This window comes from Polaromonas sp., from assembly GCF_029945685.1.
GTDB lineage: Bacteria > Pseudomonadota > Gammaproteobacteria > Burkholderiales > Burkholderiaceae_C > Polaromonas.
The window spans coordinates 1-25,093 of sequence record NZ_JAQSDA010000020.1 but is presented as its reverse complement, the minus strand read 5'-3'; the positions used below and the strand labels follow the sequence as shown (position 1 = coordinate 25,093).

The 25,093-nt window shown below is 62.6% G+C and carries 23 protein-coding genes; 14 read left to right on the top strand and 9 right to left on the bottom strand.

The window, feature by feature from the left end; all coding sequences use genetic code 11:
• Positions 1–4 precede the first annotated feature (4 nt).
• The 9 genes from tkt to gnd form a co-directional block, all read right to left on the bottom strand.
• Positions 5–2,155, bottom strand: coding sequence for a transketolase (gene tkt, locus PSV26_RS11725; protein WP_300570889.1), 2,151 nt, complete (start codon positions 2,153–2,155; stop codon positions 5–7).
• Positions 2,152–3,111 carry a 2-deoxy-5-keto-D-gluconate 6-phosphate aldolase domain-containing protein gene (locus PSV26_RS11720; protein ID WP_300570887.1) on the bottom strand — a complete coding sequence of 320 codons (960 nt, stop codon included), beginning with the start codon at positions 3,109–3,111 and terminating at the stop codon, positions 2,152–2,154. Before PSV26_RS11720 ends, tkt begins: the two co-directional genes overlap by 4 nt.
• Entirely contained in the window at positions 3,108–4,214 is a 1,107-nt protein-coding gene (gene tal, locus PSV26_RS11715) for a transaldolase (RefSeq protein ID WP_300570884.1), read from the bottom strand. Before tal ends, PSV26_RS11720 begins: the two co-directional genes overlap by 4 nt.
• Positions 4,211–4,930: an HAD family hydrolase gene (locus PSV26_RS11710; protein WP_300570882.1), complete on the bottom strand. Its 720-nt coding sequence runs from the start codon at positions 4,928–4,930 to the stop codon at positions 4,211–4,213. The genes tal and PSV26_RS11710 overlap by 4 nt, the downstream gene beginning before the upstream one ends.
• The gene (locus tag PSV26_RS11705) at positions 4,927–8,889 is read right to left on the bottom strand and encodes a hypothetical protein (protein ID WP_300570879.1); all 3,963 of its coding nucleotides are present in this window, start codon (positions 8,887–8,889) and stop codon (positions 4,927–4,929) included. The genes PSV26_RS11710 and PSV26_RS11705 overlap by 4 nt, the downstream gene beginning before the upstream one ends.
• 110 nt (positions 8,890–8,999) lie before the next feature.
• Entirely contained in the window at positions 9,000–9,227 is a 228-nt protein-coding gene (locus tag PSV26_RS11700; RefSeq protein ID WP_300570876.1) for a hypothetical protein, read from the bottom strand.
• A 143-nt stretch (positions 9,228–9,370) separates the two neighbouring features.
• A complete protein-coding gene (locus PSV26_RS11695) occupies positions 9,371–10,285 on the bottom strand; it encodes a PRC-barrel domain-containing protein (protein WP_300570874.1) in 915 nt (304 codons plus the stop codon).
• Between the two features lie 16 nt (positions 10,286–10,301).
• Positions 10,302–11,033: a PRC-barrel domain-containing protein gene (locus PSV26_RS11690; protein WP_300570871.1), complete on the bottom strand. Its 732-nt coding sequence runs from the start codon at positions 11,031–11,033 to the stop codon at positions 10,302–10,304.
• A 214-nt stretch (positions 11,034–11,247) separates the two neighbouring features.
• Complete coding sequence (gene gnd, locus PSV26_RS11685) at positions 11,248–12,276, bottom strand: phosphogluconate dehydrogenase (NAD(+)-dependent, decarboxylating) (RefSeq protein ID WP_300570868.1); 1,029 nt, start codon at positions 12,274–12,276, stop codon at positions 11,248–11,250.
• A gap of 501 nt (positions 12,277–12,777) precedes the next feature.
• On the opposite strand from gnd, the gene PSV26_RS11680 reads away from it, so the two are divergent.
• From PSV26_RS11680 to PSV26_RS11615, 14 genes are all read left to right on the top strand, one after another.
• Positions 12,778–14,205: a glucoamylase family protein gene (locus tag PSV26_RS11680; RefSeq protein WP_366946002.1), complete on the top strand. Its 1,428-nt coding sequence runs from the start codon at positions 12,778–12,780 to the stop codon at positions 14,203–14,205.
• Positions 14,202–14,606 (top strand): hypothetical protein, encoded by a 405-nt coding sequence (locus PSV26_RS11675; protein ID WP_300570865.1) that lies wholly within the window; start codon positions 14,202–14,204, stop codon positions 14,604–14,606. The genes PSV26_RS11680 and PSV26_RS11675 overlap by 4 nt, the downstream gene beginning before the upstream one ends.
• Positions 14,607–14,676: 70 nt before the next feature.
• The gene (locus PSV26_RS11670; RefSeq protein ID WP_300570863.1) at positions 14,677–15,069 is read left to right on the top strand and encodes a cation transporter; all 393 of its coding nucleotides are present in this window, start codon (positions 14,677–14,679) and stop codon (positions 15,067–15,069) included.
• Positions 15,066–17,822, top strand: coding sequence for a heavy metal translocating P-type ATPase (locus PSV26_RS11665; protein WP_300570860.1), 2,757 nt, complete (start codon positions 15,066–15,068; stop codon positions 17,820–17,822). The genes PSV26_RS11670 and PSV26_RS11665 overlap by 4 nt, the downstream gene beginning before the upstream one ends.
• A gap of 1 nt (position 17,823) precedes the next feature.
• A complete protein-coding gene (petA, locus tag PSV26_RS11660; RefSeq protein ID WP_300570857.1) occupies positions 17,824–18,417 on the top strand; it encodes a ubiquinol-cytochrome c reductase iron-sulfur subunit in 594 nt (197 codons plus the stop codon).
• Positions 18,418–18,441: 24 nt separating this feature from the next.
• Entirely contained in the window at positions 18,442–18,684 is a 243-nt protein-coding gene (locus tag PSV26_RS11655; protein ID WP_300570854.1) for a heavy-metal-associated domain-containing protein, read from the top strand.
• Positions 18,681–19,556 carry a polyphosphate kinase 2 gene (gene ppk2, locus PSV26_RS11650; RefSeq protein ID WP_300570851.1) on the top strand — a complete coding sequence of 292 codons (876 nt, stop codon included), beginning with the start codon at positions 18,681–18,683 and terminating at the stop codon, positions 19,554–19,556. Before PSV26_RS11655 ends, ppk2 begins: the two co-directional genes overlap by 4 nt.
• 244 nt (positions 19,557–19,800) lie before the next feature.
• The gene (locus PSV26_RS11645) at positions 19,801–20,478 is read left to right on the top strand and encodes an isoprenylcysteine carboxylmethyltransferase family protein (protein WP_300570848.1); all 678 of its coding nucleotides are present in this window, start codon (positions 19,801–19,803) and stop codon (positions 20,476–20,478) included.
• A gap of 24 nt (positions 20,479–20,502) precedes the next feature.
• Positions 20,503–20,742, top strand: coding sequence for a DUF2933 domain-containing protein (locus tag PSV26_RS11640; protein ID WP_300570845.1), 240 nt, complete (start codon positions 20,503–20,505; stop codon positions 20,740–20,742).
• A 9-nt stretch (positions 20,743–20,751) separates the two neighbouring features.
• Positions 20,752–21,012 carry a DUF5676 family membrane protein gene (locus PSV26_RS11635; protein WP_300570842.1) on the top strand — a complete coding sequence of 87 codons (261 nt, stop codon included), beginning with the start codon at positions 20,752–20,754 and terminating at the stop codon, positions 21,010–21,012.
• Positions 21,013–21,102: 90 nt separating this feature from the next.
• The gene (locus PSV26_RS11630) at positions 21,103–21,699 is read left to right on the top strand and encodes a LemA family protein (protein ID WP_300570839.1); all 597 of its coding nucleotides are present in this window, start codon (positions 21,103–21,105) and stop codon (positions 21,697–21,699) included.
• Positions 21,700–21,727: 28 nt separating this feature from the next.
• Positions 21,728–23,680: a M48 family metallopeptidase gene (locus tag PSV26_RS11625; RefSeq protein ID WP_300570836.1), complete on the top strand. Its 1,953-nt coding sequence runs from the start codon at positions 21,728–21,730 to the stop codon at positions 23,678–23,680.
• Positions 23,681–24,106: 426 nt separating this feature from the next.
• Positions 24,107–24,547, top strand: a complete 441-nt coding sequence (locus PSV26_RS11620) for a hypothetical protein (protein WP_300570833.1) — start codon at positions 24,107–24,109, stop codon at positions 24,545–24,547.
• Positions 24,544–25,062, top strand: a complete 519-nt coding sequence (locus tag PSV26_RS11615; RefSeq protein WP_300570830.1) for a lysylphosphatidylglycerol synthase transmembrane domain-containing protein — start codon at positions 24,544–24,546, stop codon at positions 25,060–25,062. The genes PSV26_RS11620 and PSV26_RS11615 overlap by 4 nt, the downstream gene beginning before the upstream one ends.
• The last annotated feature ends 31 nt before the right edge of the window (positions 25,063–25,093 follow it).

Here is a 25,093-nt window from a genome sequence, read left to right as displayed (position 1 = left end):
GGGCCTACGCCTTCCGCGCGTGCCGCGCCTTCTGTTCCCTGGCCGCCGCGACAACATGAGCGACATCGAAGCCGAAATGCGCCTGCGCAACCTTTCCAGGGGCCGAGATTCCGAACGAATGCATGCCGATGATCGTCCCGTCCCGGCCGACATAGCGTTCCCAACCCAACGGCGACGCTGCCTCGACCGAAACGCGCGCCGCCACTGCGGGCGGCAGCACGCTGTCGCGGTACTCGGCGCTCTGGCCGTCGAAGAGGTCCCACGACGGCATGCTGACGACACGGGCGCGGATGCCTTCGCGTGTTAGTTGCTCGTATGCCTCGATGCACAGCGCCACTTCGCTGCCGGTGGCCAGCAGCAGCACGTCAGGCTTGCCGCCCTGCGGGTCGGCCAACACGTACGCCCCACGCGCCACACCGCTGGCGCTGGCGTACCGGCTGCGGTCCAGCGTGGGCAGGGTCTGGCGCGACAGCACCAGGCTGGCCGGTCTATCGGTCAGTTGCATCACCACGCGCCAGGCCTCGACCACCTCGTTGGCGTCGGCCGGGCGCAGCAGCACCATGCCAGGCAGAGCGCGGAACGACGCCAGTTGCTCCACCGGCTGGTGCGTCGGCCCGTCTTCGCCCATGCTGATCGAATCGTGGGTCCAGAGGTAGATGACCGGCACACCCATCATCGCGCTGAGCCGGATGGCGCCGCGGCAGTAGTCGGTGAAGATGAAAAAGCTGGCAGCAAAAGGGCGCAGCTTCGACAGGGCCAGGCCGTTGGCGATGGCGCACATGGCATGTTCGCGCACGCCGAAGTGAATGTTGCGGCCGGAGTAATAGTCGATCACGTCGATTGCCTCCATCGCGCCACCTTCGCCGCCACCCGACGGCGGCTCGAATTCGCCGGCTTTGGCCAGCGCCGTCTTGGTCGAAGGCCCCAGGTCTGCGGCCCCGCCCAGCAGCCAGGGCATCTGCTGGGCGATCGCGCTCAGCACCTTGCCCGATGCCTCGCGCGTGGCCAGTCCCGTGGCGTCGGGTGCAAAGCTGGGCAGCGCACGGTCCCAGTCAGGCGGCAATTGGCGGTGCTGCAGGGCGTCAATCTGCGCAGCGAGTTCTGGGTGTTGCGCTCGGTAGGCTGCGAAGCGTGCGGTCCACGCCTGGTGCGCGCTGGCGCCGCGCTGGCCGAACCCGGCGCTGAAATGCGCCTGCACACCAGCGGGCACGGCGAAGAACGCATCGGGGTCGAAGCCGTAGAACTGCTTAGTCAGCCGCACTTCGCCGGCGCCCAGTGGCTCGCCATGTGCTTCCTTGCTGTCCTGCTTGCTCGGCGACCCGTAGCCGATGTGGCTTTGCACGATCACCAGCGTCGGCCGGTCCGGCGTGTCCACACAGGCCTGCATGGCGCGCGTGAGCGCGGCCAGGTCGTTGGCATCGGCCACACGAACGACGCGCCAGCCATAGGCCTCGAAGCGCGCCCCCACATCCTCAGTGAAGGTGATGGCCGTCGAGCCTTCGATACTGATGCGGTTCGCGTCATAGATCCAGCAGAGCCGCGCTAGCTTCAAGTGCCCGGCCAGCGACGCCGCTTCGGCGCTCACGCCTTCCATCATGTCGCCGTCGCTGCACAACGCGAACACGCGGTGGGTGAACAGCTCATGGCCCGGGCGGTTGTAGGTGGCTGCCAGCCAGGCCTGTCCCATCGCCATGCCCACGCTGGTGGCAACGCCCTGCCCGAGCGGACCGGTGGTGGTCTCCACACCCGCGGTCCAGCCGTATTCCGGGTGCCCGGTGCAGCGGCTACCGGCTTGGCGGAACGTCTTCAGGTCTTGCAGCGCCACCGCCAGCGAGCCCGGCTGTGGGTAGTTTGCGCCGGTGCCCGTCACTCCACACAAGTACAGCAGGCTGTAGAGCAGCGCCGATGCGTGGCCGACCGATAGCACGAAGCGATCCCGGTCAGGCCAATCGGGATCGCTCGGGTCGTAGCACAGAAAGCGCTGCCACAGGCAATAGGCGATCGGTGCTGCGCCCATCGGCGTGCCGGGGTGGCCCGAGTTCGCCTGCTGCACGGCATCGATGGACAGCGTGCGCAGCGTGTCGATGCACAGCTGGTCGAGTCGCCCGGCCTCGCTCGCGGGCGCGTCGGCCAGCTCGTTGGACCGATCGCTCATGGCGTGGTTCCGGCCAGGGTATCGGTGGTATTGGCGAGGCGCGCGGCCTCGAAGGTACCGACCCAGTCGAGCAGCCGCGCCGCGACTTGTTGTACCGCGTCGGAGCGTGTCCCTGTCAGCGCTTGCCAGCCGACGACTGCATCCCAGAAGGTCGTGCGGCCGACAGCAAAGCCGATGAAGCCGGGGACACCGGCCGCAGTGGTCAGCCAGTGGCGAACCTGGGTCGCATCGGCCCCGCGGCCGAGCACAATGCAGCCGACTGTGTCGCGCCCGTCGCAGCGCGCCGCCGCGACGACGCGTTGGCAGTCGCCACGGCGCGCCAGCCCTTCGACCTTCCAGACGTCGGGCTCGATCCCGGCATTTTGCAAATGGCGTATGGTGTCCTGCATCAGGATCGGGCGCAGGTCCCGGTCGTAGGCATCCATGTCACCGTCCAGGCGCTGCAGCTGCTCCGTGGTGGCTGGCACAAGCAACTCGAACATGAAGCGCCGCCGGCTGCGCCTGCAGTAATCGGAAAGCTGCCTCAGGCGGCCGGACTGGCGCCGATTCAGGTCCGCCTCGCCTTCGATGTTGTAGCGCACCAGCGCCTTGGCGAACGTGGGATCGAAGCTCTCGATGTGGCGCCGGAAGTCTGCGCCGTACTCGAACTCGAACTCCTCGGAGCCGCTTTGTTCAGTGGAGAGCGCGGTGACGAAGCCGCGCCGCCGCGCGTCGCGAAGGATGTCGGCACCGAATTCTTCATCGACGAGAATGCCGCCCGCCTGATGGGGCAAACCTTTCTCGATGGCAGCCAGGAAGCCCTCGTAGATGAGGTGTTTACTGTCGTAGACGCGCCTGGTTTGCTCTGCCGTCAGCGGCGCCTCGAAGTTGAACAGGCTCTTGACATAGGAGTGCCGGTGATCGAACGGCAGCAGGTACAGCGCCTTGTCATATCCGAGGTCGTATCCGGGCTTCATTGCGGCTGCTCCTTGGTCGTGGGAGCCTCAGGTACCGAGCGCTTTTCCCTGATCCGCGCCAACAAGCCACTCCATGACTTGGAAAAGGCTTTCACACCCTCGCGCTGCAGTCGGGCGGCCAGCGCTTCTGCATCGACGCCTTCGCGCCTGAACTCATCGAGCACCGGCTCGGCATACCCGCCGTCGACCGGCATCACCGCGCCGGGCCGGCCATGGTCGGCAAAAGCCAGCAACGTCGGCTCGGGGATGGTGTTGATCGTCTCGGGTGCTCCGAGAGCCTCCACGTACAGAGTGTCGCGCTCCGCCGGGTCCTTGGTGCCAGTGCTGGCCCACAGCAGGCGCTGCGGGTGGGCACCTGCCGCAGCCAGTCTGCGCCAGCGCTCTGAGGCCAGCAGCTCGCGCTGGGCCTTGTAGCAACGCATGGCGACGGCGATGCCCAGGCGATTGCGGAACGACGGCGCGATCTCCTGCTTCACCGCGACGTCCCAGCGGCTGACGAAAAGCGATGCCACGGATTGAACCTTCGCCGACAGCCCGACATCAATGCGGCGCTCGATGCCGCGCAGGTAAGACTCGGCCGCCGCCAGGTAGTGCTGGCGCGAGAACAGCAAGGTCACATTGATCGGAACACCATCAAAGATGCACTGCTCGATGGCCGGCAAGCCCTCGGTCGTGCCGGGAATCTTGATGAACAGGTTGGGCCGGCCAGCGCGTGCGTGCAGTTGCGCTGCGGCGCAGATGGTGCCGGCTGTGTCGGCCGCCAGCAGCGGTGAAACCTCGAGCGAAACCCAGCCATCGGCGCCGTCGCTGGCATCGAAGACCGGGCGGAACAGATCGGCGGCCTGCGTCAGGTCCTGCAGCGCCAGCTCGAAGAAGATGTCCTCGTCCGACAGCCCGCGCGCAGCCAGTCGGTGGATCGAATCGTCGTAGCTAGCGCCACTGCCGATGGCCTTCTCGAAAATCGTCGGGTTGGAAGTCAACCCCGTCACCGACAGGTCGGCGATGTAGCGCGCCAGGGTGCCGCTGGTCAGCAAGTCGCGCGTGATGTTGTCGAGCCAAAGGCGTTGGCCCAGGTCGTGCAGTGTTTGTGTGTTGGTATTCATGGCGTGTCCTGTGTTGTGGCGCTCGGGTTTTCGGCAGCCCACAACGCACCGATGTCGATATCGAGCAGATCGCCGATGCGCTCGATGGAAATGTCAGCGGCCGGATACTTGGCGGCAGCGGCAGGATCCAGCGCGTAATGGCCCTGCCGCGGAAAGACGGTGGTCAGGCGATCCCGCATGACTTCTTTCATGGCAGTAAGGATGCGCAGCTTGTCGTCGACCATCACGTAGTGCCGCGCCGGATGGTGGCGCTGCATCGAGTCGAGCATCTGCTCCTTGTGGATGTAAATCAGGACCCGGCCAGACACGGCATCCCACAGGCCCGAGCGCCGAACCTTGCGCGGCTGGAACACCACATCGCCATCCGTCAGAATGACCGTGCGCCCGAAGGCGTTCAGGCGCCGGATGACATCCATGGTGTGGGGGTACAGGCGATCGGCGAAGGGGTAGTCGACCAGAAAGCTCGACATCTCCAGCAAGCGCATCTCTTCACCCGGCAGGGGCTCGGCGTCAAGCCGCCAGCGCTGCAGTGCGCCCAAGTAGTCGGCGTAGCCAAGCTCATTGCGCAAGGTCTCGAAATGGGCCCAATAGCGGGCTGCGGCGACGGCACCGAACTCCCTTTCCAGATGCGCTCGCAGGTCCGTAGTGATGCTGTCGTTGTCGAGCAGCGTGTTGTCCACGTCGAGCAGAAACACGGTGTCTATTGGTGCAGTCATGGGCAATCTCCTTCCGGCCCATGCCAGGCCACCTCCACGCGATGCTCGCGTCCGTCATCGAGCAGAGGAACCACCTTGCCTGGCAGGGTGGCGCCGTCGAGCGTGAGGTCCCCAAGGCCCAGCAGGCCAGCCGTGCCGGGAATTTGCCTGACTGTGATGTGGTAATAAGTGCGCCGAAAGCGGTAATGCAGCTCAAACGATTTCCAATGCGCCGGAATGCAAGGGGTCATCCACAATTTGTCGCCCTCGATCCGCAGGCCCAGTAGCGATTCCTGGATGAACCTCACCATCCAACCAGCTGCACCCGTGTACCAGGACCAGCCGCCACGACCCGCGTGCGGAGTGATGGAATAGACATCGCCCGCCATGGCGTAAGGCTCGGTCTTGTAACGCGTCACGGCGTTCGCCGTTCTTGCGTGACGGCTGGGGTCAAGCAGAGTGAACATTTCCCACGCGCGCTCGGCGTCGCCGAGCACCGCGAAGGCCATCGCCACCCAGACGGCGGCGTGGGTGTACTGACCACCGTTTTCGCGGACGCCACGCACATAGCCTTGTACGTAGCCCGGGGTGGGGTCCGAGTGTTCGAACGGTGGGTCGAGCAACTGGATCAGGGCAGCGTCGCGGCGCACCAGTTGCGCATCGACCGCATTCATCGCCAAACGCGCGCGCTGCGCGTTGGCCGCGCCAGACAGCACCGCCCAGCTCTGCGGAATCGAATCAATACGGCACTCGGTATTGCCCGACGTGCCCAACGGCGAGCCGTCGTCGAACCAGGCGCGGCGGTACCAGGCGCCGTCCCAGGCGTGCTGCTCGATGGCAGCCTGCAGCCGCTCCGACTCGCTGGCGCAGCGACCGGCGAAGGCGGCATCGCCACGCTGCCGTGCCAATGTCTCGAATTGCGTCAGCACGGCGCATAGAAAGAAGCCGAGCCAGACACTTTCGCCCTTGCCGGCTGGGCCGACAAGGTTCATGCCATCGGTCCAGTCGCCTGAACCCATCAGCGGAAGACCGTGCTCGCCGAAGCGAAAGCCGTGTTCGATGGCTCGCACGCAATGCTGGTAGAGCCTGGCCACCTCGTCGGACGGCGCAGGCTGGTCGTAGACCGACTCTTCACCGTCCTGGATCGCGCGGCCCTGCAGGAAATGCACGGGCTCGTCGAGCACGGCAAAGTCGCTCGTCACGGTGATATAGCGACAAGTGGCCAGCGGCAGCCACAGGTAGTCGTCCGAGCAACGCGTGCGCACGCCGCCGCCCGATGGGGGGTGCCACCAGTGCTGAACATCGCCTTCAGGAAACTGGCGCGCCGCGCTGCGCAACAGGTGTTCGCGCACCAACGCGGGAACGGCGTGAACCAGCGCCATAACGTCCTGCAGCTGGTCTCGAAAACCGTAGGCACCGCTCGATTGGTAGAAGGCGGTGCGGGCCCAGAGCCGGCAAGCCAGCACCTGGTAAACGAGCCAGCCGTTGGCCAATACATCGAGCGAGCGATCGGGCGTTTCGACCTGTACCGCGCCTAACGTGTGCTGCCAATGTTGCTTCACCGCCGCCAGCGCCTCTTTCGCAGCGACCGGCCCACGCCAGCGTTGCACGAGCCGGCGCGCCTGTTCCGCACCACCTGCGGCGCCAACACGAAAGCCGATCTCGCGCGTCTGCCCTGGCGCCAGATCGACTGGAATGCGGATAGCCGCGCACGGATCCAGGCCGGCACCAATACTTCCGCAAAGCCGCGCTTGCTTCATCGCGGCGGGATTGCGCAAGGTGCCGTCGCGGCCGAGGAAACTGGCGCGATCGGCGCAATGGCTGATAGAGCTGCCAGGGTTGGTGCCCGCCGTGTCGTCAGCGTCTGCCGCGAAGAACGCCACCCGCCCGGCGAACGCCGTGTTGTAGGGGTTACGCGCGAACAGGGCACCGGATTCGTTGTCGATCTCGGTGCTGACGTGCATGCGTGTTTTTGCCGGCTCGTCGCCCAGCACCCACTGCAGGTAGCCCGTAACGGACAAGCGCCGCGTATGGCCCGACGCATTGCTCAGGGTCAACTGCACGAACTTGAGCGGCGCGTCCTGGGCCACGTACACGACGAGTTCGGAGCTGATGCCGTCCTCGTCGTGTTCGAACACGCTATAGCCGAAGCCGTGCCGCGTGACATAGGACGTCGTGCCGCCGCAGGGTAGCAGCGTGGGCGACCAGATGTGGCCGGTGTCTTCGTCGCGTATGTAGCAGGCCTCGGTGTTTGGGTCGCCCACCGGGTCGTTGGACCACGGCGTCAGACGGAAGGCCTGCGCGTTTTCGCTCCAGGTGGTGGCGCTGCCGCTTTCCGAGAGCAGCGTGCCGAACGACGCGTTGGCCAGCACATTCACCCAAGGCAGCGGTGTCATCCTTCCGGTCGCGCTGGTGATGACGTACTCGCGACCATCGGCGCTGAAGCCACCGGTGCCATTGTCGAAGAGCAGATCGCGCGGGGCTGGCTCGACGGGCTGCCGTGTCGTTGTTTGGTCGGTGTCGTAGCAGCCGTCGCGAGCTCCAGGCGCGGCGTCCTGTAGCGGGTTCGGCATCGACACAGACGCTGAAGCGAGACCATCGAGCTGTCGTGCCAGCGGTCCGGCGGCGCCAGTAAGCAGGACGCGGGCCACCGCTTGCAACAGAACGAGGTCGGCCTCGGACACCCTCTCGGCGAGGCGGACAAAGACGCCGCCCGGCTTGTCGATGTGGCCGTCGCCCGCGCCGGCGGCGATCAACTCGAGGGCCTGTTGCTGCAGGGCGGGACGAGCAGCGGCCTCGCCCTCGCACAGGACCACCAGATCCACGGCAAGGCCGTTCAGGCGCCACCAGGCATGGGCTTGTGACACCTGGCGCAGCAGCTCGATGTCGGCCGGAACAGCGATGCGCAGCAGCACGATCGGCAGATCGCCCGAGATGCCGTAGGCCCACAAGCTCTGCTGGCCCCGCAGGTTGCTGGCCAGCACGTCAGGCGCGGCGCGCAACGCGGCGTTGGCATAAATGACGCCACCGGCAAGTCGGGCATACAACAGCGCGTCTGCCTCGGTGGCCTTCAGCGCAGCCAGGACCTCCCTGGCGCGCTTCGGCGCGACGGCGAGCGCTTGATCGACCATCGCACGATGCCGGTATTTGGCGATCAGCACAAGGCATTCCTCGCGTGACCCGCAAACCCCGGTGATCAGATCGACGCACGCCGTTGCACCGGGATCGAGCGCGATGGTGCGGCGGATCGCAGCCATGGCGTCGAGCACCGGGCCGGCACTGCCCGACAGCGGCCCGTCGTCGTCCATCGCTTGCGGGTCGGCCCTACAGCGGCCACGACCGATGAAACGCATGCGGTCGGTCTCGTACGAGACGTCCCCCACGGGCGGCTGCGACGCGGTGAGAAACTGGAACAGCCACGGAGTCGGCTCGTCGGGCGCGCGCGCGCGGCGACTGCAAAGAATCGCCTGATGCTCACGCAGGATTTCCGTTTCGATGAACAGCTTGCTGAATGCCTGGTGAGCCGCATCGCTGGCGGCTGCTGCGAGCACAACTTCGGTGTAGCTGGTGATGGCAATCAGCCTGGGCGTGGCAGAGTGGTTGGTCAGCCGGACCCGCCGTACTTCGATATCGTCCTGCGGCGAGACGACGATCTCGGTCTGCGCCTGAATGCCGTGGAACGTGGTCGCAAAAGCGGCGCTACCCGGCGTGAACGTGGTTTCGTCGCTGTCGGCGCGCCGCAGCGTCGGCTGATGGGTGCTCGACCAGACGTCGCCGCTGACGAGGTCGCGGAGGTAACAGAAGCTGCCCCAGTCGTCGCAGGTGGCGTCCTCACGCCAGCGCGTGACGGCCAGGTTCTTCCAGCGGCTGTAGCCTGCGCCGGCGCGCGTGAGCATGACGTGGTAGCTGCCGTTGGACAGCAACTGCACCTGCGGCCCGCTGGCAGCGCGCAAGAGCGCTTTGGAGTCGACGGCACTCATAGAGGAGGACCGCGCACCATCGAGGTCGCTGCGGGGAGCGAACCGGTCCCAACGTAGATCAGCAAGGCAAATGAAACCATGACTGCATACCGCCGGTCAGGCCGTGCTGTTCATGCGGTCTCAACAGGCGCCTTGTGCGAGTGCTGGCCGGCTGCCATCGAACACTTGTGAGCGGCGCCGCTCTCTGCATCGGCGGTGGCTGCGTGAGTCTGGGCCTGCTCATGGTTGCAACTGTCGAGTGCAGCGGCGGCTTGAAAGTGGTGGTACGCCGCGGCGACGTGGCGCGCAGCAGCCATGTGGTGGTGCTCACACGCCGGGTGGCTCTTGGTGTCGGACATGATATTCTCCTGGTGAAACGTGGACATTCGGGTGATTCGCAATTCGTTGGTGAATTGTGGAATTGTGGAATTGAGTTTGCGGTCGGCCGGGCCCGCCGTCGGTGCGGTGACGCACCCTGCCCTGATGACCGCCTGCGGAACCATCACTTCATCACGTGGGCTTTCCAGTAGTCGTCCACCTTCTGACTCTGGTCGCGGAAGTTGTCATACGCTGTGGACGAGTTGCTTGACTTCACCCGTGGCGCGCCGTCTAGGCTGCTCTTGGTGATGTCGAGGACCAGAAGGTTGGCTCCCGGGGCCGCCTTGAAATGGCCCCAGGGCACCGGCACGTACTTTTCGCCGAAGCCAAAGAAGCCTCCGCGGCCGATGACGAGGTAGGCGAACTTGCCTGTCTGCGGGTCCACGACGATGTCGTCAACGCTGCCCAGGTCCACACCTTTCGGATTGACCACATCCGCACCGATCAACTGATCGGTTCGGTAGGGCGTCTTGGTGCCGTCGATCGGCTGAGCGGCGGCGATCTGCTGATGCCGCCAACCTGTGCTGTCGGACTTGGGCACGCCGTTCTTTGCAAGGTCCGCCGCATAGACTTTGTACAGATCCCGCGCGGCGACGAGCACGGCATCGCACGATTGCTGTTGACCACTCTGAGCGAGAATATTTGCGGAGGCAATGAGTGTCCGGATCTCATACCCTGGCCGCATACGACCATGGCCGATCGCGGTCGGGACAGCGCCGGTGCCAATCGCGCCAAGCCCGGCGTAGCCATATCCATAGCCGTAGCCGTAGATCGGATAGCCGTATCCGTAGCCGGAACCACGCAACCAATAGCCGTCCTTTTGCATCACGCGGTTGAAGTCCTGAAGATCGCTGGAACACTTTTCTGCCGGCTGTGTAACAACGACCTCCGTCACCTGCGGTGTCGAAGTCCGGACCGGCGGGTTTTGGGCCGTCTGGGCCGAGACAATCGGAGCCGCCAGGCCAAGGCAAACAAGCACTGCCATCGAAGGTCGCAGCGTTGAGGGTTTCACGGCTTGCACTTTGTGGATGTGTTTCATGGTTCGGTTCCTTTGGTTAGATGCGCGATAGTTCGTTGTCACGTTTCAACCCATCCGCCAAATACGAGGGGCGACGGTGATGCGCGTAGATCTGCAGTTCCTGCTTGCGGTTCAGCAGCACGGCCGGGTCGTAGCGGGGAGCGTCTTGCACGGCCTGCCGGGTCAGATCGACCGACACCGTACGTTGGCTCCAGTTGACTTTCTTGATCCACTGCGGCGCGATAAGCACCTGCCGCCCCAGCCACCAGTTGCTCGTGTCCACGATGAGATAGCGAATGGCCCATGTATCGTCCTCGACCAGAAAGCCCTGCACATGACCGATGTCGCCATCGGCGGCATGGATGTGATAGCCCGCCACGGCCTTGCAACTGCGAAGATGAGGATCGTCGCTTTCATTCCGCACCGCCTCGGCGCGCGCCTGGTTCTCTGTATAAGTTGGGTGGCCATAGTACCCGGCGTATTGCATTTCATGTCGGCGGGAGACCGGCCTCTTGGTATCAACGTCAGGACTGTTCTTCACCTGCGCTCTGGTGATCGAGGCCGGCAGGAGCATTGCCGCCCACGTTGATCGGCTGATCGCGAACGGCGAGATCAAGACTTTGCGGCTGGACAGCCAGTCACCCGTCTCGACGACGAGGTAGCGTACAACCCACTTTTCGTCATCAAAGAAGAAATCCTTCACCTGACCAATCTCACCGTCGGTCGCGCCGACGACATACTTCTTCAGATCATTCGTGCTGCGTAACATGTGAGCCTTTCGTTGTAGTCGAGAACCTGGACGTTGCGGCCGTCAGGTACGCGCGACGCCAGAGTGGGAGTCACCCACGCACAGTGCGCGTCTCGCGTTGACTGCGTCTGTGCGTCACCGTACATTGCCCCAAGTAAAAGCTGGTCTTGATGACCGGGTCGTTATCGAGCAGTGTTGACCGCGTCGAGCACGAACACGACGTCAGGCGGGGTTGTCATGGCGCGGGCTTCTCGGCATGGCCGCCGAATTCATACCGCATCGCGGACAGGACCCGGTTCGCAAATTCGGCATTGCCTCGCGAGGTGAAACGCTCGAAGAGCGCGGCGCTGAGAACCGGCACCGGTACCCCTTCATCGATCGCCGCCTGGATCGTCCAGCGGCCTTCGCCTGAGTCCGACACATGGCCATCGTAATCAGCCAGCTCGGGATCTTTGACCAAGGCGGTCGCGGTCAGGTCGAGTAACCAGGATCCGATGACGCTGCCGCGGCGCCAGACCTCAGTGATCTCGGGAAGATTCAGGTCATACTGATACGACTCAGGGTCGCGCAGCGGCGTTGTTTCGGCATCGTGCACGCTCTGCGCTTGCTGGTCGCGCCGGCCAACGTTGGCGCTTCGCAAAATGTTCAACCCTTCCGCGTACGCCGCCATCAACCCGTATTCGATGCCGTTGTGGACCATCTTGACGAAGTGCCCTGCCCCATGCGGACCGCAGTGCAGGAAGCCTTCTTCGGCCGTTCCCGTGCCGGCGTTGCGGCCGGGAGTCCGCTTTGCAGCTTCAATACCCGGCGCCAAAGACGAGAAGATCGGCCGCAGATGCTCAACCACACCACCTTCGCCCCCGATCATCAGGCAGTAGCCGCGCTCCAGTCCGGCAACGCCACCGCTGGTCCCGACGTCGAGGTAGTGAATGCCCCGCGCCTGTAGTTGCGCGCCTCGCCGCATGTCGTCGCGGTAGTATGAATTTCCGCCATCGATGACGATATCGTCCGCGTCCAGCAAGGGTACGAGGTCACCGAGCGCTTGATCCACGATTGCCACCGGCACCATCATCCAGATTGTGCGGGGTTGGGCAAGTTGGCAAACCATCTCATTTAGTGACTCCGCCCCTGTCGCACCGTCCTTGACAAGCCCAGCCACTGTCGCAGGTTGCACGTCGTAAACCACACACGTGTGACCATCCCCGAGCAAGCGCCGCACCATGCTGGCACCCATCCGCCCCAATCCGATCATGCCGAGCTGCATCTGGCTTACCTTTCTGTCAGAGTCAACGCAAATTGATCACATGACATGCGCGCATCGGAGAAGTCGCCGCGCGCGTTCCACTGCAAACAATCAATGAATGGACTGCCGTGTGTACGCGCAGCCAGCTTTTAAGGCTGTCCAGCGCTCCTATCGCGTCCAACCACGCAGCAAGCCAATGGTCTTTCATTGAATCGAACGAACTGTCCATCTCGACAGCTCCGAGACCCTTCGCATACGCCGTGCTGGTCTATGTTGCGGTGCGCCACTACGACCAGCGTAGTCACAGAGCTCCACTTCTTGTAGTCCCCGACGGATATCAGGCAGAAAAATCAGCGGATGGATGGAAAATCTTGCTACTCGTAATCTTTGGAGGACCCAGGCTGTACCGTTCGTTGCCGCACAGACCGAACGACTGAACTCGTGTAATTTCAGTCGACGATAAAGCAAACGCAGCTCGGTAACCTCGGCTGGCAGTGCGTTCCTAACTAGAATTTTAACGACATGCGCGATCGCACAACTCATCCCGCCGGCAGCACGCCAACCCTGCCGAGTGAGCGCATGAGCGGCGGCATGAGACCGACTATCGACTCCTTACTCGATGAACTTCAGCGCGAGACTTTCGGCTACTTCCTGCATGAAACTAACCCTGCCAACGGACTGGTGATCGACAAGACGGCGCCTGATTGGCCTTCGAGCATAGCGGCCACAGGCCTGGCCTTGGCGTGCTACCCCGTGAGCGTCGAACGCGGCTTCATGACACGGGCAGCAGCGCTGGAGCGGACGCTTGCAACGCTTCGATTTTTCTGGAACAGCCCGCAAGGCACCGAGGCAGACGCTACGGGGTACCAGGGCTTTTACTACCACTTTCTCGACATGCAGACGGGTCGGCGCGCCTGGCAGTGCGAGCTATCCACGGTGGACAGCACGTTTTTGTTGGCCGGTGCGCTGACGGCTGGCATGTTTTTCGGCGCCGACACGGCCGACGAAATCGAAGTGCGCACCCTGGTAGACGCGCTCTATCGCCGCGCCAACTGGCAATGGGCGCAAGATGGGGGCGCAACGGTCACACACGGGTGGAAGCCCGAGAGCGGATTCCTCCCCTACCGCTGGGAAGGCTACGACGAGGCACTCCTGCTCTACGTGCTGGGTCTGGGCTCGCCGACATATCCGTTGCCTGCGAAGAGCTACACGGCATGGACCGCTACCTACCGCTGGGAGCAAAGTGAAGGTCAGGACTATTTGTACGCGGGACCACTGTTCACGCACCAGTTGTCTCACATCTGGATCGACTTTCGTGGTATTCAGGACACGTTCATGCTCAGCAAGGGCATTGACTATTTCGAGAACAGCCGGCGCGCCACCTATGCGCAGCAGCGCTACGCGATCGACAACCCGCGCAAGTTCGAAGGCTACGGAAGCCACTGCTGGGGAATCACGGCGAGCGAAGGACCGGGTCCCGGCGCCCTCAAGGTCGGCGGTATCGAGCGCCAGTTCTTCGACTACCTGGCACGCGGCGTGCCCTACGGTCCCGATGACGGCACGCTTGCACCGTGGGCTCTGGTGGCATCGCTACCTTTCGCACCCGAGATCGTGTTGCCAGCGCTGGACTACTGCATTCATCAAGCCAAGTTGACCGAATTCAATTCCTACGGCTTCAAGGCCTCTTTCAACCCCTCGCATCCCGGCGAGCCGGGCAACCCCTACGGCTGGTGGGTGTCGCCGTGGCACTTCGGTCTCAACCAGGGGCCGATCGTGTTGATGATCGAAAACCACCGCTCCGGCCTGCTGTGGCGACTGATGCGAGATTGCGCGCCGATCACCACCGGACTGCTGCGAGCCGGCTTCACCGGCGGCTGGCTTAAAGACAAGGTGGCCATCGACCCAGCCACTTCCAATGGGTCAATACCGTCAAACAGGAGAGTCACATGACCATCGCCACTGTTTCAGGAACGAGCACGTCCACGAACAATTGCGGGCTGCCCCCTGCGCTGAAAACTGCCCAAGCGGCCATGCAGTTGCCCGAAGTGCAGCACATGCTGCGCAGGCTGTCTGCGTTTCAGCTCGGCATCTTCATGCCGCACCAACATGACGAAACCACGGGTGAATTTCAGCCCTTGTCAGCCGACGTGACCCAGGTGGAATCCGGCCTGGCCGTGAGTTTCCAGCGACTGGATGAGATCGTCAACCAGACTGCATCTTTCCTTCCTGTCGGCTGGTTCTGGCGCGCCGGCGCGTCGACGGTGGCTGCGGCATGCGAGATGGCGGACACCGGTTGGCCTGACGACGAGGCGAAGCAGAGCGTCAAACACAAGATGATTCAAGACCACTGATCGCGCTTTTTCCATCCCGCTAACAGGCCGGTGGCACAGGGATCAACCCGCAGACAACCAAGGAGATACGATGAAAACGAGTGTGATAGACGTACACGACATGCTGTCGGTACTGAGTGTGGTGGGCGTTGAGGAGCGGATCGGTGAAGTGCCGGGCGTCGAGAGCGTGACCGTGAACTTCGCGGCCGGCAACGCCACGGTACGATTTGACGAAACGCGGCTCGACCTGGCCGATATCAAGTCGGACGTTCGCCAACGCGGCTCCGAGGTCGATGCGCAGTCCAAGGCGCCGACGTCGGACGGCCACGAAGGCCACGCAGCGCCCGCTGTGACGAAGGAGGATGCCGCCGAGCCCGTTGCGCCGAAGACACCCACGCCTCACCCAGCCGCCGCCGCTGAAGGCGACGCAAACCCCGCCGAGGCTCCGGCGGACAAGCCGGTCGAACCGGACAAAGCGCCATGAAAACGAGCGTGATCGACGTGAGCGACATGCTGTCGGTGCTCAGTGTGCCGGGCGTCGAAGCGCGCATCGGCGAGGTGCCGGGCGTCGAGAGCGTGACCGTCAATCACGCTGCAGCGACGGCCACCGTGCGTTATGACGAAACACGACTGCAAGTGGCCGATATCAAGTCGGACGTTCGCCAGCGCGGGTACAAGGCGGCGGACCAACCGATGCCGAAACCCAGTGTCGCGGCCAAGCCTGCGGGGCAGGCGCCGCCAACACAATCTCCAGTGCCCTCACCACCTCAGACGGACGCCGAGAGCGCAGCACCTCCCACGCCCGCCAAGGACGCTGCATCGGTAACTCCGGTTGCCGACCCGCCAAAGGATGCCGGGCCTGGCGCGCCCCCCGAGCCAACCACCGCTGCCGCAGCGACCCCCGTGAGCGAAGCCACGCCGCCTGGGGCCGCGACCGAAGCTGACCCCGATGGCGAGGCACCCGGACCCATCGAGGCCGCGACCGCCTGGGTGCGCGAGGCATTGACCGGTGACGACAAAGGCAAGCCCGAAGCGCCCTCTCCAACATCCGACGTTGCGCCACCCAAAGCTTTCGCGCCCTCGCCCGCGGCGGGCGATGCTGCCGCCGGCCACGCCGGTCCCGGGGGCCATGCAGCACCCGGCGCAAAGCCCGACAAGGCGGCCAATATGGCCCATGAAATGGGCCACAGCGGCAGTGACATGGGAGCGATGGTGCGCGACATGCGCAACCGCTTCTGGATCTGCCTGGCCTTCACGCTCCCAATCTTCGTCTATGCCCCGATGGGCGACATGTGGCCAGCGCCCGCGCCGCCCTTCGGGTTGGACTTGAACCTCTGGCTGTTCTTCTTCGCCAGCGCGGCCATCCTGTATCCGAGTTGGCCCTTCTTCGTGTCAGCCTGGCGTGCGCTCAAGAAGGGCGTTCTGGGTATGGCCGCGCTGATCGTTCTGAGCGTCGGCACCGGGTACCTGTTCAGCGTCGGCACCACGTTCTTCTTCAAGGGCGAGGGGCAGTTCTTCGAGGCCGTTGCCGTGCTGCTGGTGTTCATCCTGCTCGGGCATTGGCTGGAGATGCGCGCACGTGCCGGCGCTTCATCGGCGATCAAGGCACTGATGAACTTGACGCCGTCCAAGGCCAACGTCATCCGCAACGGTACCGAGGTCGAAGTGCCGACGGCCGAGGTGCTGGCCGGCGAGATCGTCGTCATCCGGCCAGGCAACAAGATTCCGGTGGACGGCACCATCGAAACCGGCGAGTCGCTGGTGGACGAATCAATGTTGACCGGCGAGTCGATGCCCGTGAAGAAAGGGCCGGGCGCCACCGTCGTGGGCGCCAGCATGAACAAGAGTGGCAGCTTTCGCTACAAGGCCACGAAGGTCGGCGCAGACTCGGCGCTGGCACAGATCGTCAAGCTGGTTCAAGAGGCACAGAACTCGAAGGCGCCGGCACAACTTCTGGCCGACAGGGCCGCGCAATGGCTGGTGATTGCCGCCATCGCCATCGGTCTGACAACCTTCTCCGTGTGGTTCTGGGTCATCGGCGAGCCACTGCTGTTCGCAGTGACACTCACCATCACCGTCTTCGTGATTGCTTGCCCGGATGCATTGGGCCTGGCAACACCGATGGCCGTGATGGTCAGCACGGGCCTCGGCGCTGCCAACGGCATCCTGTTCAAGAACGCCTCAGCGCTGGAAGACGCCACCAAGCTCGACGTCATCATCTTCGACAAAACCGGAACGCTTACGGTGGGGCAACCCGAGGTGGTGGAGACCGTGCTGGCAGACGGCGTCACCGAGGACGTACTGCTGACTGCCGCCGCCGCCGTCGAACAGGGCTCAGACCATCCGTTGGCGCAGGCCATCGTGCGTCGTGCATCCAAGCTCACCATCGTGCCACCGACCGGCTTCGAAAGCCTCGACGGCATGGGTGCGCGTGCTGAAACAGCGGCCGGTACGGTGTACCTGGGCAACCGCCTGCTGATGGACACGCAAAAGCTTGCGCTCGGCGCGCTGGAGGCAGAAGCCAAGCGCCTGCAGGGCGACGGGCGCACGGTGGTGCACGTGGCGCAGGCAGGCAGCGTCATCGGACTCATCGCGATTGCCGACGCGATCCGGCCCACTTCCAAGGCGGCAGTGGCCAAGTTGCGCGAACGCAAAATCGAAGTGGTGATGCTGACCGGCGACAACCTTGCCACGGCCACGCGCATCGCAGCCGATCTGGGCATCGACCAGGTGTTGGCCGACGTGCTGCCCAGTCAGAAGGCGGAGAAGGTGAAGGCGCTGCAGGCCACTGGCAAGAAGGTCGGCATGGTGGGCGATGGCGTCAACGACGCGCCTGCCCTGACCCAGGCCAACGTTGGTTTTGCCATCGGTGCGGGTACCGACGTGGCGATGGAAAGCGCCGACGTAGTGCTGATGAAAAGCGACCCCTACGACATCGTTGGCGCGATCGAGCTGTCGCGCGCCACGGTGCGCAAGATGCACCAGAACCTGTGGTGGGCCGTCGGTTACAACACCGTTGCTTTCCCGCTGGCCGCCGGCGTGCTGTACCCGTTCGTGCTGAGCCCGGAGGTCGCTGCGATCTCCATGTCGGGCAGCACGCTGATCGTGGCGATCAATGCGCTGATGCTCAAGCGCACCAAGCTGGCGGGCATCCGACAGCCGAGCAAGGCCGTGGCAAGCAGCAAGACGCCTGTCACGGACGCCGTCCCGCAGCCCAATCATGAGAAGGCCGCGTGACATGCAAGGGCCGAATTCTCCCAAGGACCCCGAGCGCCGCAGGTGGCTGACCGCCACGGCGGTCGCCGGCGGAGCAGGTCTGATTGCCACATCGGTGCCATTTGTCGCCTCAATGGCCCCCAGCGAAAGAGCGCGTGCGCTCGGAGCGCCGGTCGAGCTCAGCCTGAACGACATCGCGCCGGGTGAGCTGCGATCTGTGGCGTGGCGAGGAAAACCGGTCTTCGTGCTGCGGCGGTCGCCGGAAATGTTGGACGCACTCACCCGTCACGACGACTTGCTCGCAGACCCGCACTCTCTGAGATCTGAACAGCCGGCCTTCGCCCGCAACACCGGCCGATCGGTCAAGCCAGAGTTCTCCGTCATGGTCGGACTGTGCACCCATCTTGGTTGCATTCCCACGTTTCGACCCGTCCCTGGCGCAGCCGACCTCGGTGCGAGTTGGCCCGGCGGCTTCTTCTGCCCTTGCCACGGCTCCAAGTTCGACCTCTCCGGCCGTGTGTTCAAGAGCGTTCCGGCGCCGACAAACCTTGAGGTTCCGGTTTATCACTTCGCCGGCGACAACCGGCTGGTGATCGGTGTTGATCCGGTGGGCTGATCACTTTCAAACTGAGTAAACAATATGCAAACCTTCAAATTCGATATCTACGGTATGACCTGTGGCGGCTGCGTGGCTGGGGTGCGCCGTGCAGTGTCTTCTCTCGACGGGGTCGATCAGGTTGAGGTACCCCTCAAGCCGGGCAGCGCCACCGTGCAAGCCGACCCATCCCGGGTGACATCGCTGCAAATCATGTCAGCCATTTCCGGTCTGGGCCACGTCGCAAACGTGCACCAGGAGCCGTCTGCCAGCGAGAGCACACAATGAGCAAGAAGCAAAAAAGTGGCAAGAACAAACGTCATGCCAGTGAAGCTTTGCCGGTTGCGAAGGGCGCTACACCAGTCGAAGTGGGCCGGGCGAGCGTGGAGTCGCAGTCCGGTATTTCGCGTGACGACTATGACGCGCAGTTGCACATGCTTCAGGTGGAACTGGTCAAACTGCAACACCATTTCATTGGCTGCGGCGACCGAATTCTCGTGCTTCTGGAAGGGCGCGACAGTTCAGGCAAGGACGGTAGTATCAAGCGCATTGTCGCGCACCTCAGCCCGCGCGAGACCCGCGTGGTGGCGCTCGGCAAACCGTCGGATCGGGATATCAAGGGTTGGTACTTCCAGCGTTACGTCGCTCATCTGCCGGTTGCCGAGGAACTCGTGCTGTTCAACCGCAGCTGGTACAACCGCGCCGGTGTCGAACATGTCATGGGATTTTGCTCGAAGCAAGAGCATGAGGAGTTCATGAACTCGGTGCCAAAATTCGAAGAAATGCTGGTCAATTCCGGTATCAAGCTGCTGAAATACTACCTCGACATCAGCAAGAAGGAGCAGATCGAACGGCTGGCCGACCGCAGGCGCGACCCGCTCAAGCAGTGGAAAGTGAGTCCGATTGATGCTGTCGCCGTCAAGCGCTGGAAAGCGTATTCCGATGCACGCGATGCCATGCTCATGCGCACGCACACCGCCATTGCTCCCTGGCGGGTGATCCGCACGGACAACAAGCGCCTGGCCCGCCTGAACCTGATGCGCGACATCCTGTCACGCCTTGACTATGCCGGCAAAGAGTCCAGGCTGGTTCAACCGGACACGGAGATTGCTTTTGAGTTCACCCCGGAATGCATCGACGACAAGCGATTGGCGAGCTGAGCCGATGAAGAAAGCTGAGCCTCCGTGAAAACCGGCACGACCAAGATTGGCGGGTCGGTATGGACGCTGGCCGCCCGTGTCCGTTCTCCCTTCACGCGCTCCGGAGGAGGCGGTACTTGTCCATGTCCGGCGGACCGGCCAACATCGCGACGCGTGCGTTCCGAAGGGAGATACCGCATGCAGGCTGTGGATGGCGGTGCGTCGTCCGCTTGCATCCATCCATCAAGCAGGAAGGCGTTTCATCATGAATGAAGCAGTTGCACACACCGGTGTATGGGGTCTTGCCGCGATCATGATCGTGGTCGTGTCCTGGGTGTTGTACCGCTATTTGGCCCCCAAGAGCTGGCGCGAGTGGGCCAGTGTCGGTCTGGTACAAGCGTTCATCATTGCGCTGTATGCGGAAATGTATGGTTTTCCGCTCACCATCTATCTGATGGTGCGTTTCTTTGGCCTCGATGGGGCCAATCTCAGCGCCAGCCTCTGGTCGACGGCATTGGGCATGGGAGAGCTCGGCATGATGATTGCCATGGTGCTTGGATACGCGTTGCTGTTTGTCGGGATCGGGCTTTTCATCCAGGGTTGGCGCCAACTCTACCGCGCACGCCAGCAGAACCGACTGGTCACTGGCGGCTTGTACGCTCTGGTCAGGCATCCACAGTACACAGCTCTGTTTCTGGCACTCTTCGGTGAAGGTGTCGTGCATTGGCCGACGATTTTCTCGGTCGCCTTGTTCCCCGTCATCGTGCTGACCTACTACCTGCTGGCTCGCAGCGAGGAAAGGCGGGTGCTGGAGCAGTTCGACGACGAGTACCGCGCGTATCAGCGGCGCGTGCCGATGTTCATACCGCGATTTGGCAAATGGCGTCAGCTGCTGGACGGTTCCAGCCCGACCGTTCGCAGAGAAGAAGAACGGCCTCGTTGAAGCCGCGGAAACACCGTTCGAGGCATGTTGGCAATCAAACTTTATTCACCCAAGGAGCTGCAAATGGCTTGGCTATCTGAAAACTGGATCTGGGCAATTTTTGGCGTTGCGTTCATCGCGATGCACATGTTTGGGCACGGCGGACACGGCGGCGGGCATGGCGGGCACGGTGGAGCGGGCGGTGCCAAGAGGCCCGATGACGAGCGGGTCGGCGGAGCCTCCCCAACGGCGTCAAATGACACCAAAAGCGCACATCGCCACTAGGGGAACGACATGCTCAACATGAAGGTTGTTTCCTGGGCCCTTGGCGTCACATCGATGATTTCGTTTCTGGTTTGCGTGAGCTATGGGCTTGCCACTCCTACGAGCCTGCACATGTCCGGGTTTCTCGAGCAAGTGTTACCAGGGTTTAAGTGGCTCACCTGGCCGGGCTTCTTCATTGGCTTGATTGAGAGCTTCCTGTATGGCGCATATGCCGGAATGGTCTACGTGCCGGTCTTCAACTTCTTCAAACGGTGTTGGAACAACGGCTGAGACTGTAATCGAGCACGTCGGCCTATTCCAACAGGCCCATCCGAATATCCATTCTTGCGTTTCCAGTCAACCAAATCAAAAGGGAAAAACATGAGTACCACACTGATAGTCGTTCTGGTCGTCATTGCATTGACGGCATTTTTTCCAATCGTGATTTTCAACAAGCTGGTCATGCTGAAAAATCGGTACAAGAATGCCTTCGCCCAGATAGAAGTACAACTCAAGCGTCGTTATGACCTGATTCCCAATCTGGTCGAGACCGCCAAGGGATACATCAAACACGAACGTGAAACGCTTGAGTCGGTCGTCAAGGCGCGCAACGAGGCGTCCGGCATGTTGTCCAGCGCCGCGGCGGCGCCCGGCGACCCCGCCGCCATGAAAGGGCTGGTCGGCGCCGAAGGCAGGCTGTCCGGCGTCCTGACGAACTTCAAGATGCTGATGGAGGCATATCCGGACCTCAAGGCCAACCAGAACATGATGCAACTAAGCGAGGAGCTCACGTCGACGGAGAACAAGGTCTCGTTTTCGCGCCAGGCGTTCAACGACCAGGTGATGGCCTACAACACCTACAAGCAGTCTTTCCCACCTGTTGTCTTTGCGCCCATGTTTGGCCACGCACAGGATGCGGCGCTGCTGGAGTTCGCGGACAGCGCCGCGATTCAGGCGGCGCCGAAAGTGTCGTTCTGACCGAGGCGGATAGCCCGGCGGTCGATCAATGAATTTCTTCGAATCCCAGGAACGCGCGCACAAGCACACGACGTTGCTGATCGTCCTGTTTGCTGTCGCAGTTGTCGCATTGATTGTCATGGCCAATGTGCTGGTGCTGGTGGTGTTTGGTTTTGTCAATAGCCAGCAGCTGCGCGACGGCCAGACTTTTGTCGCGCAAGTTGACTGGAAGATGTTTGCCACCGTGGGCGCAGGGGTCAGCGTGGTGGTGCTTGTCGGCAGCCTGTACAAGATGATGGCCTTGTCCGCGGGTGGCAAGGTTGTCGCCGAGACGCTGGGTGGGCAGTTGATTCTACGCAATACCGAGGACCCCCATCAACGCAAGCTGCTCAATGTCGTGGATGAAATGGCCATCGCGTCGGGAACGCCGGCACCACCGGTCTATCTGATGGCCAATGAGCCGGGCATCAACGCTTTCGCCGCCGGGTTCTCGCCGCGTGACGCGGTCCTGGGAATTACGCAGGGGGCGATCGAGCAGCTGAGCCGTGATCAGCTGCAAGGCGTCATCGCTCACGAGTTCAGTCACATATTCAATGGTGACATGCGGCTCGATACTCGCCTGATCGGTGCGTTGTACGGAATCCTGGTCCTGGGCATTCTGGGCTACTACCTGATGTACTCGGCATCGTTCTCGGGGCGCCGGCGTGGCAACGGCAATAGCGGAGCCGCAATATTGGCTTTGGCGGTCGGGCTGATGGTGATCGGCTTCGCCGGCACGTTTTTCGGCGGACTTATCAAGGCGGCGGTTAGCCGGCAAAGGGAATACCTGGCAGACGCGTCGGCGGTCCAGTTCACCCGCAACCCGAGCGGGATCGCGGGTGCATTGAAGCGGATTGGGGCCTTGAAGGCTGGATCCATCGTGCGCAATCCGGGCGCACCCGAAGTCAGCCATGCTTTTTTCGCCCAGGGGGTCAAAGGTTTCACGCAGTGGCTGTCGTCCACCCATCCACCACTTGCCAGTCGCATCCTGCGCATCGATCCCCAGTGGGACGGCAGTTTCGATGTCTCCGATGCACCATCACCTGCTGACAGTCAATCTCAAGCCGATGGTTCACCTGCGGTGGGGCGACCGGACACGGCCGTACACATGGCGACCGTCGCGGCGGTTGCGGCGGCAGCCGACGCAAACGCAGTGATGGATAGCATCGGCAAACCAACGCAGGAATCAGTCTTGTACGCCCGCTCGCTGCTGTCTGAACTGCCCGCGGCGATTCGGGAAGCCGCGAGGGAGCCCTATGGCGCTCGGGCAGTGATCTATTGTCTGCTGCTTGACAAGGATCCAAAGCTGCGCCCACAGCAACTTGGGCTGTTGCGAAGCCGCGCCGACAAGGGCGTCTACGCGTTGACGATCGGGTTACTGCCACAGAGGGACGCGCTGAATATCAGGTTTCGGCTGCCCATCATCGACATTGCTATTCCTGCACTCAAGCAGTTGTCCAACAGCCAGTACCCGTTGTTCAAGGCGAATCTGGCGGCACTGATCGGCATGGACGCGAGGGTTGACCTGTTCGAGTGGTCATTGCAAAAGATTCTTCTCAGCCATCTGGACGGGCACTTTCACAAACCCTCAGCGACCGGAGCGCGTCTATCGGATCCCGGGCAACTCACGCGGGAATCTGGAATCGTCTTGTCGGTGATGGCGCACGCCGGCGCGACAGGTCAAAGCAGCGCCCAGGGTGCGTTCGATGCTTCCGCGCTTTCGCTGGCTGAAAAGGGACTGACATTGTTGGCGAAAGACCAGATCAGCATTGCGAATCTGGATCAAGCCTTCGGCAAGCTGGGTCAATTGGCTCCCGTGGCGAAATCGCGCCTGTTGACGGCGTGCGTGATCAGCACCTTGCACGATCAGAGAGCCACGCCGGCAGAGGTGGAGCTGTTGCGTGCATTCGCCAGCATTCTGGATTGCCCCATGCCACCGCGCATTGCGCCGGAGAGTCGGTGAGATGACGGATGTAGACCCCGTCATCGTGTTGTCGCCCCGCGACTACGACGCGGCTTTGCAACGCTATTAATAAACCTCAAACTGGACTTGACCCGCTTTCTTAGACATATTTCAACTTCCAGTTTGAAGCTGCTTTAATGCCAGCGGGCTCAGCGGGTCTAGATGAGCAATCCGAGAACGGAAATTTATAATTTTTGGAATCGGTATCAGGCCGCCATATTGATTGCCTGATACCGGTCACTCGCCAACGTCCGCTTCTGGCCCGCAAGCCGCTATCGGGACGCCGGAGACAATGACGTGCATGGAGGCTAGGGCCTCGCGCCACCTCAAGTCCACGCAGATATGCAATTACACTTCTTCTTAGCGGTTTGACGCGTGAAAAGGAGAAAAAGCATTCCTGAACAACTCAACCAAGAGACCCAGGGCATGACTTACCTGCCCGAGTTCAACATCGTGATCTTTGCCCTCCTGCTGAATTTCCCCTGGGAATTTCTTCAGGTCCCTTTCTTTGAGGGCATGCCCACCGCAGAGCATTGGCAGGGCGTCAAGTCGTGCACGCAGGCCACCATTGGCGACGCCGTCATTATGCTGATGGCTTTCTGGTGCGTTGCAGCCTTTGCGGGAAGGTATTGGCTTTTGCGACCCAAGTTCGCGCATATCGGATCCCTGGTTGCCGTGGGTGTAGGCATCACCATCCTCATTGAGAAGTTGGCCGTCTCCGGAGGTTGGGTGCAAGGCTGGTCCTATTCTGAGCGAATGTTTACGGTGTTCGGCATCGGCATCACACCTGTGTTGCAGTGGATCGCCCTTCCGCCGTTGACCATCTGGTTCTGCAAACGGCAACTAGGGCCCGGACTCATGCGGTGACTGAAGTGAAACGCGGACCAGCCACCTCGCTGGGCTTGAGCGATGTTCGGCGCTGGTTGCCGTGGGTTGGTGGACTGCTCGGCCTCCTGGCGCTGGCCTGGGTGCTGCGCAGCTTTGACGTCAACCGCTTTCGCAGCATCCTCGCAGGCGCGGACCTGCGCTGGCTGGTCCTTGTGCCCTTGTCCATCCTGATCGACCAACTCGTGCGCGCATGGAAGTGGCGCCAGCTCCTGTACCCCTTGCGTCCGATTGGCGTGCTTCGCCTGTTTGGGACCATCGTGGCTGGCTATCTGCTCGCGGCCCTGATCCCGCTTGGATTTGGCACCATTGCCCGCTCCTGGCTGGTTGTGCGTCGCGAGGAATTGAAGCTCGCGAGCGTCCTGGCTACGGTTGCGCTCGATCGGCTGACCGACGGGATCGTGTTCGCTTGCCTGGTGCCGCTAGCGTTGTTATCTGTCGTGTTCGACGGCCCCCGCGGCGGTATTCGTAAGGAGGGTTGGCAGGGATTCATGTAGAAGACCGCAAAAACGGCCATAACTCAATGTC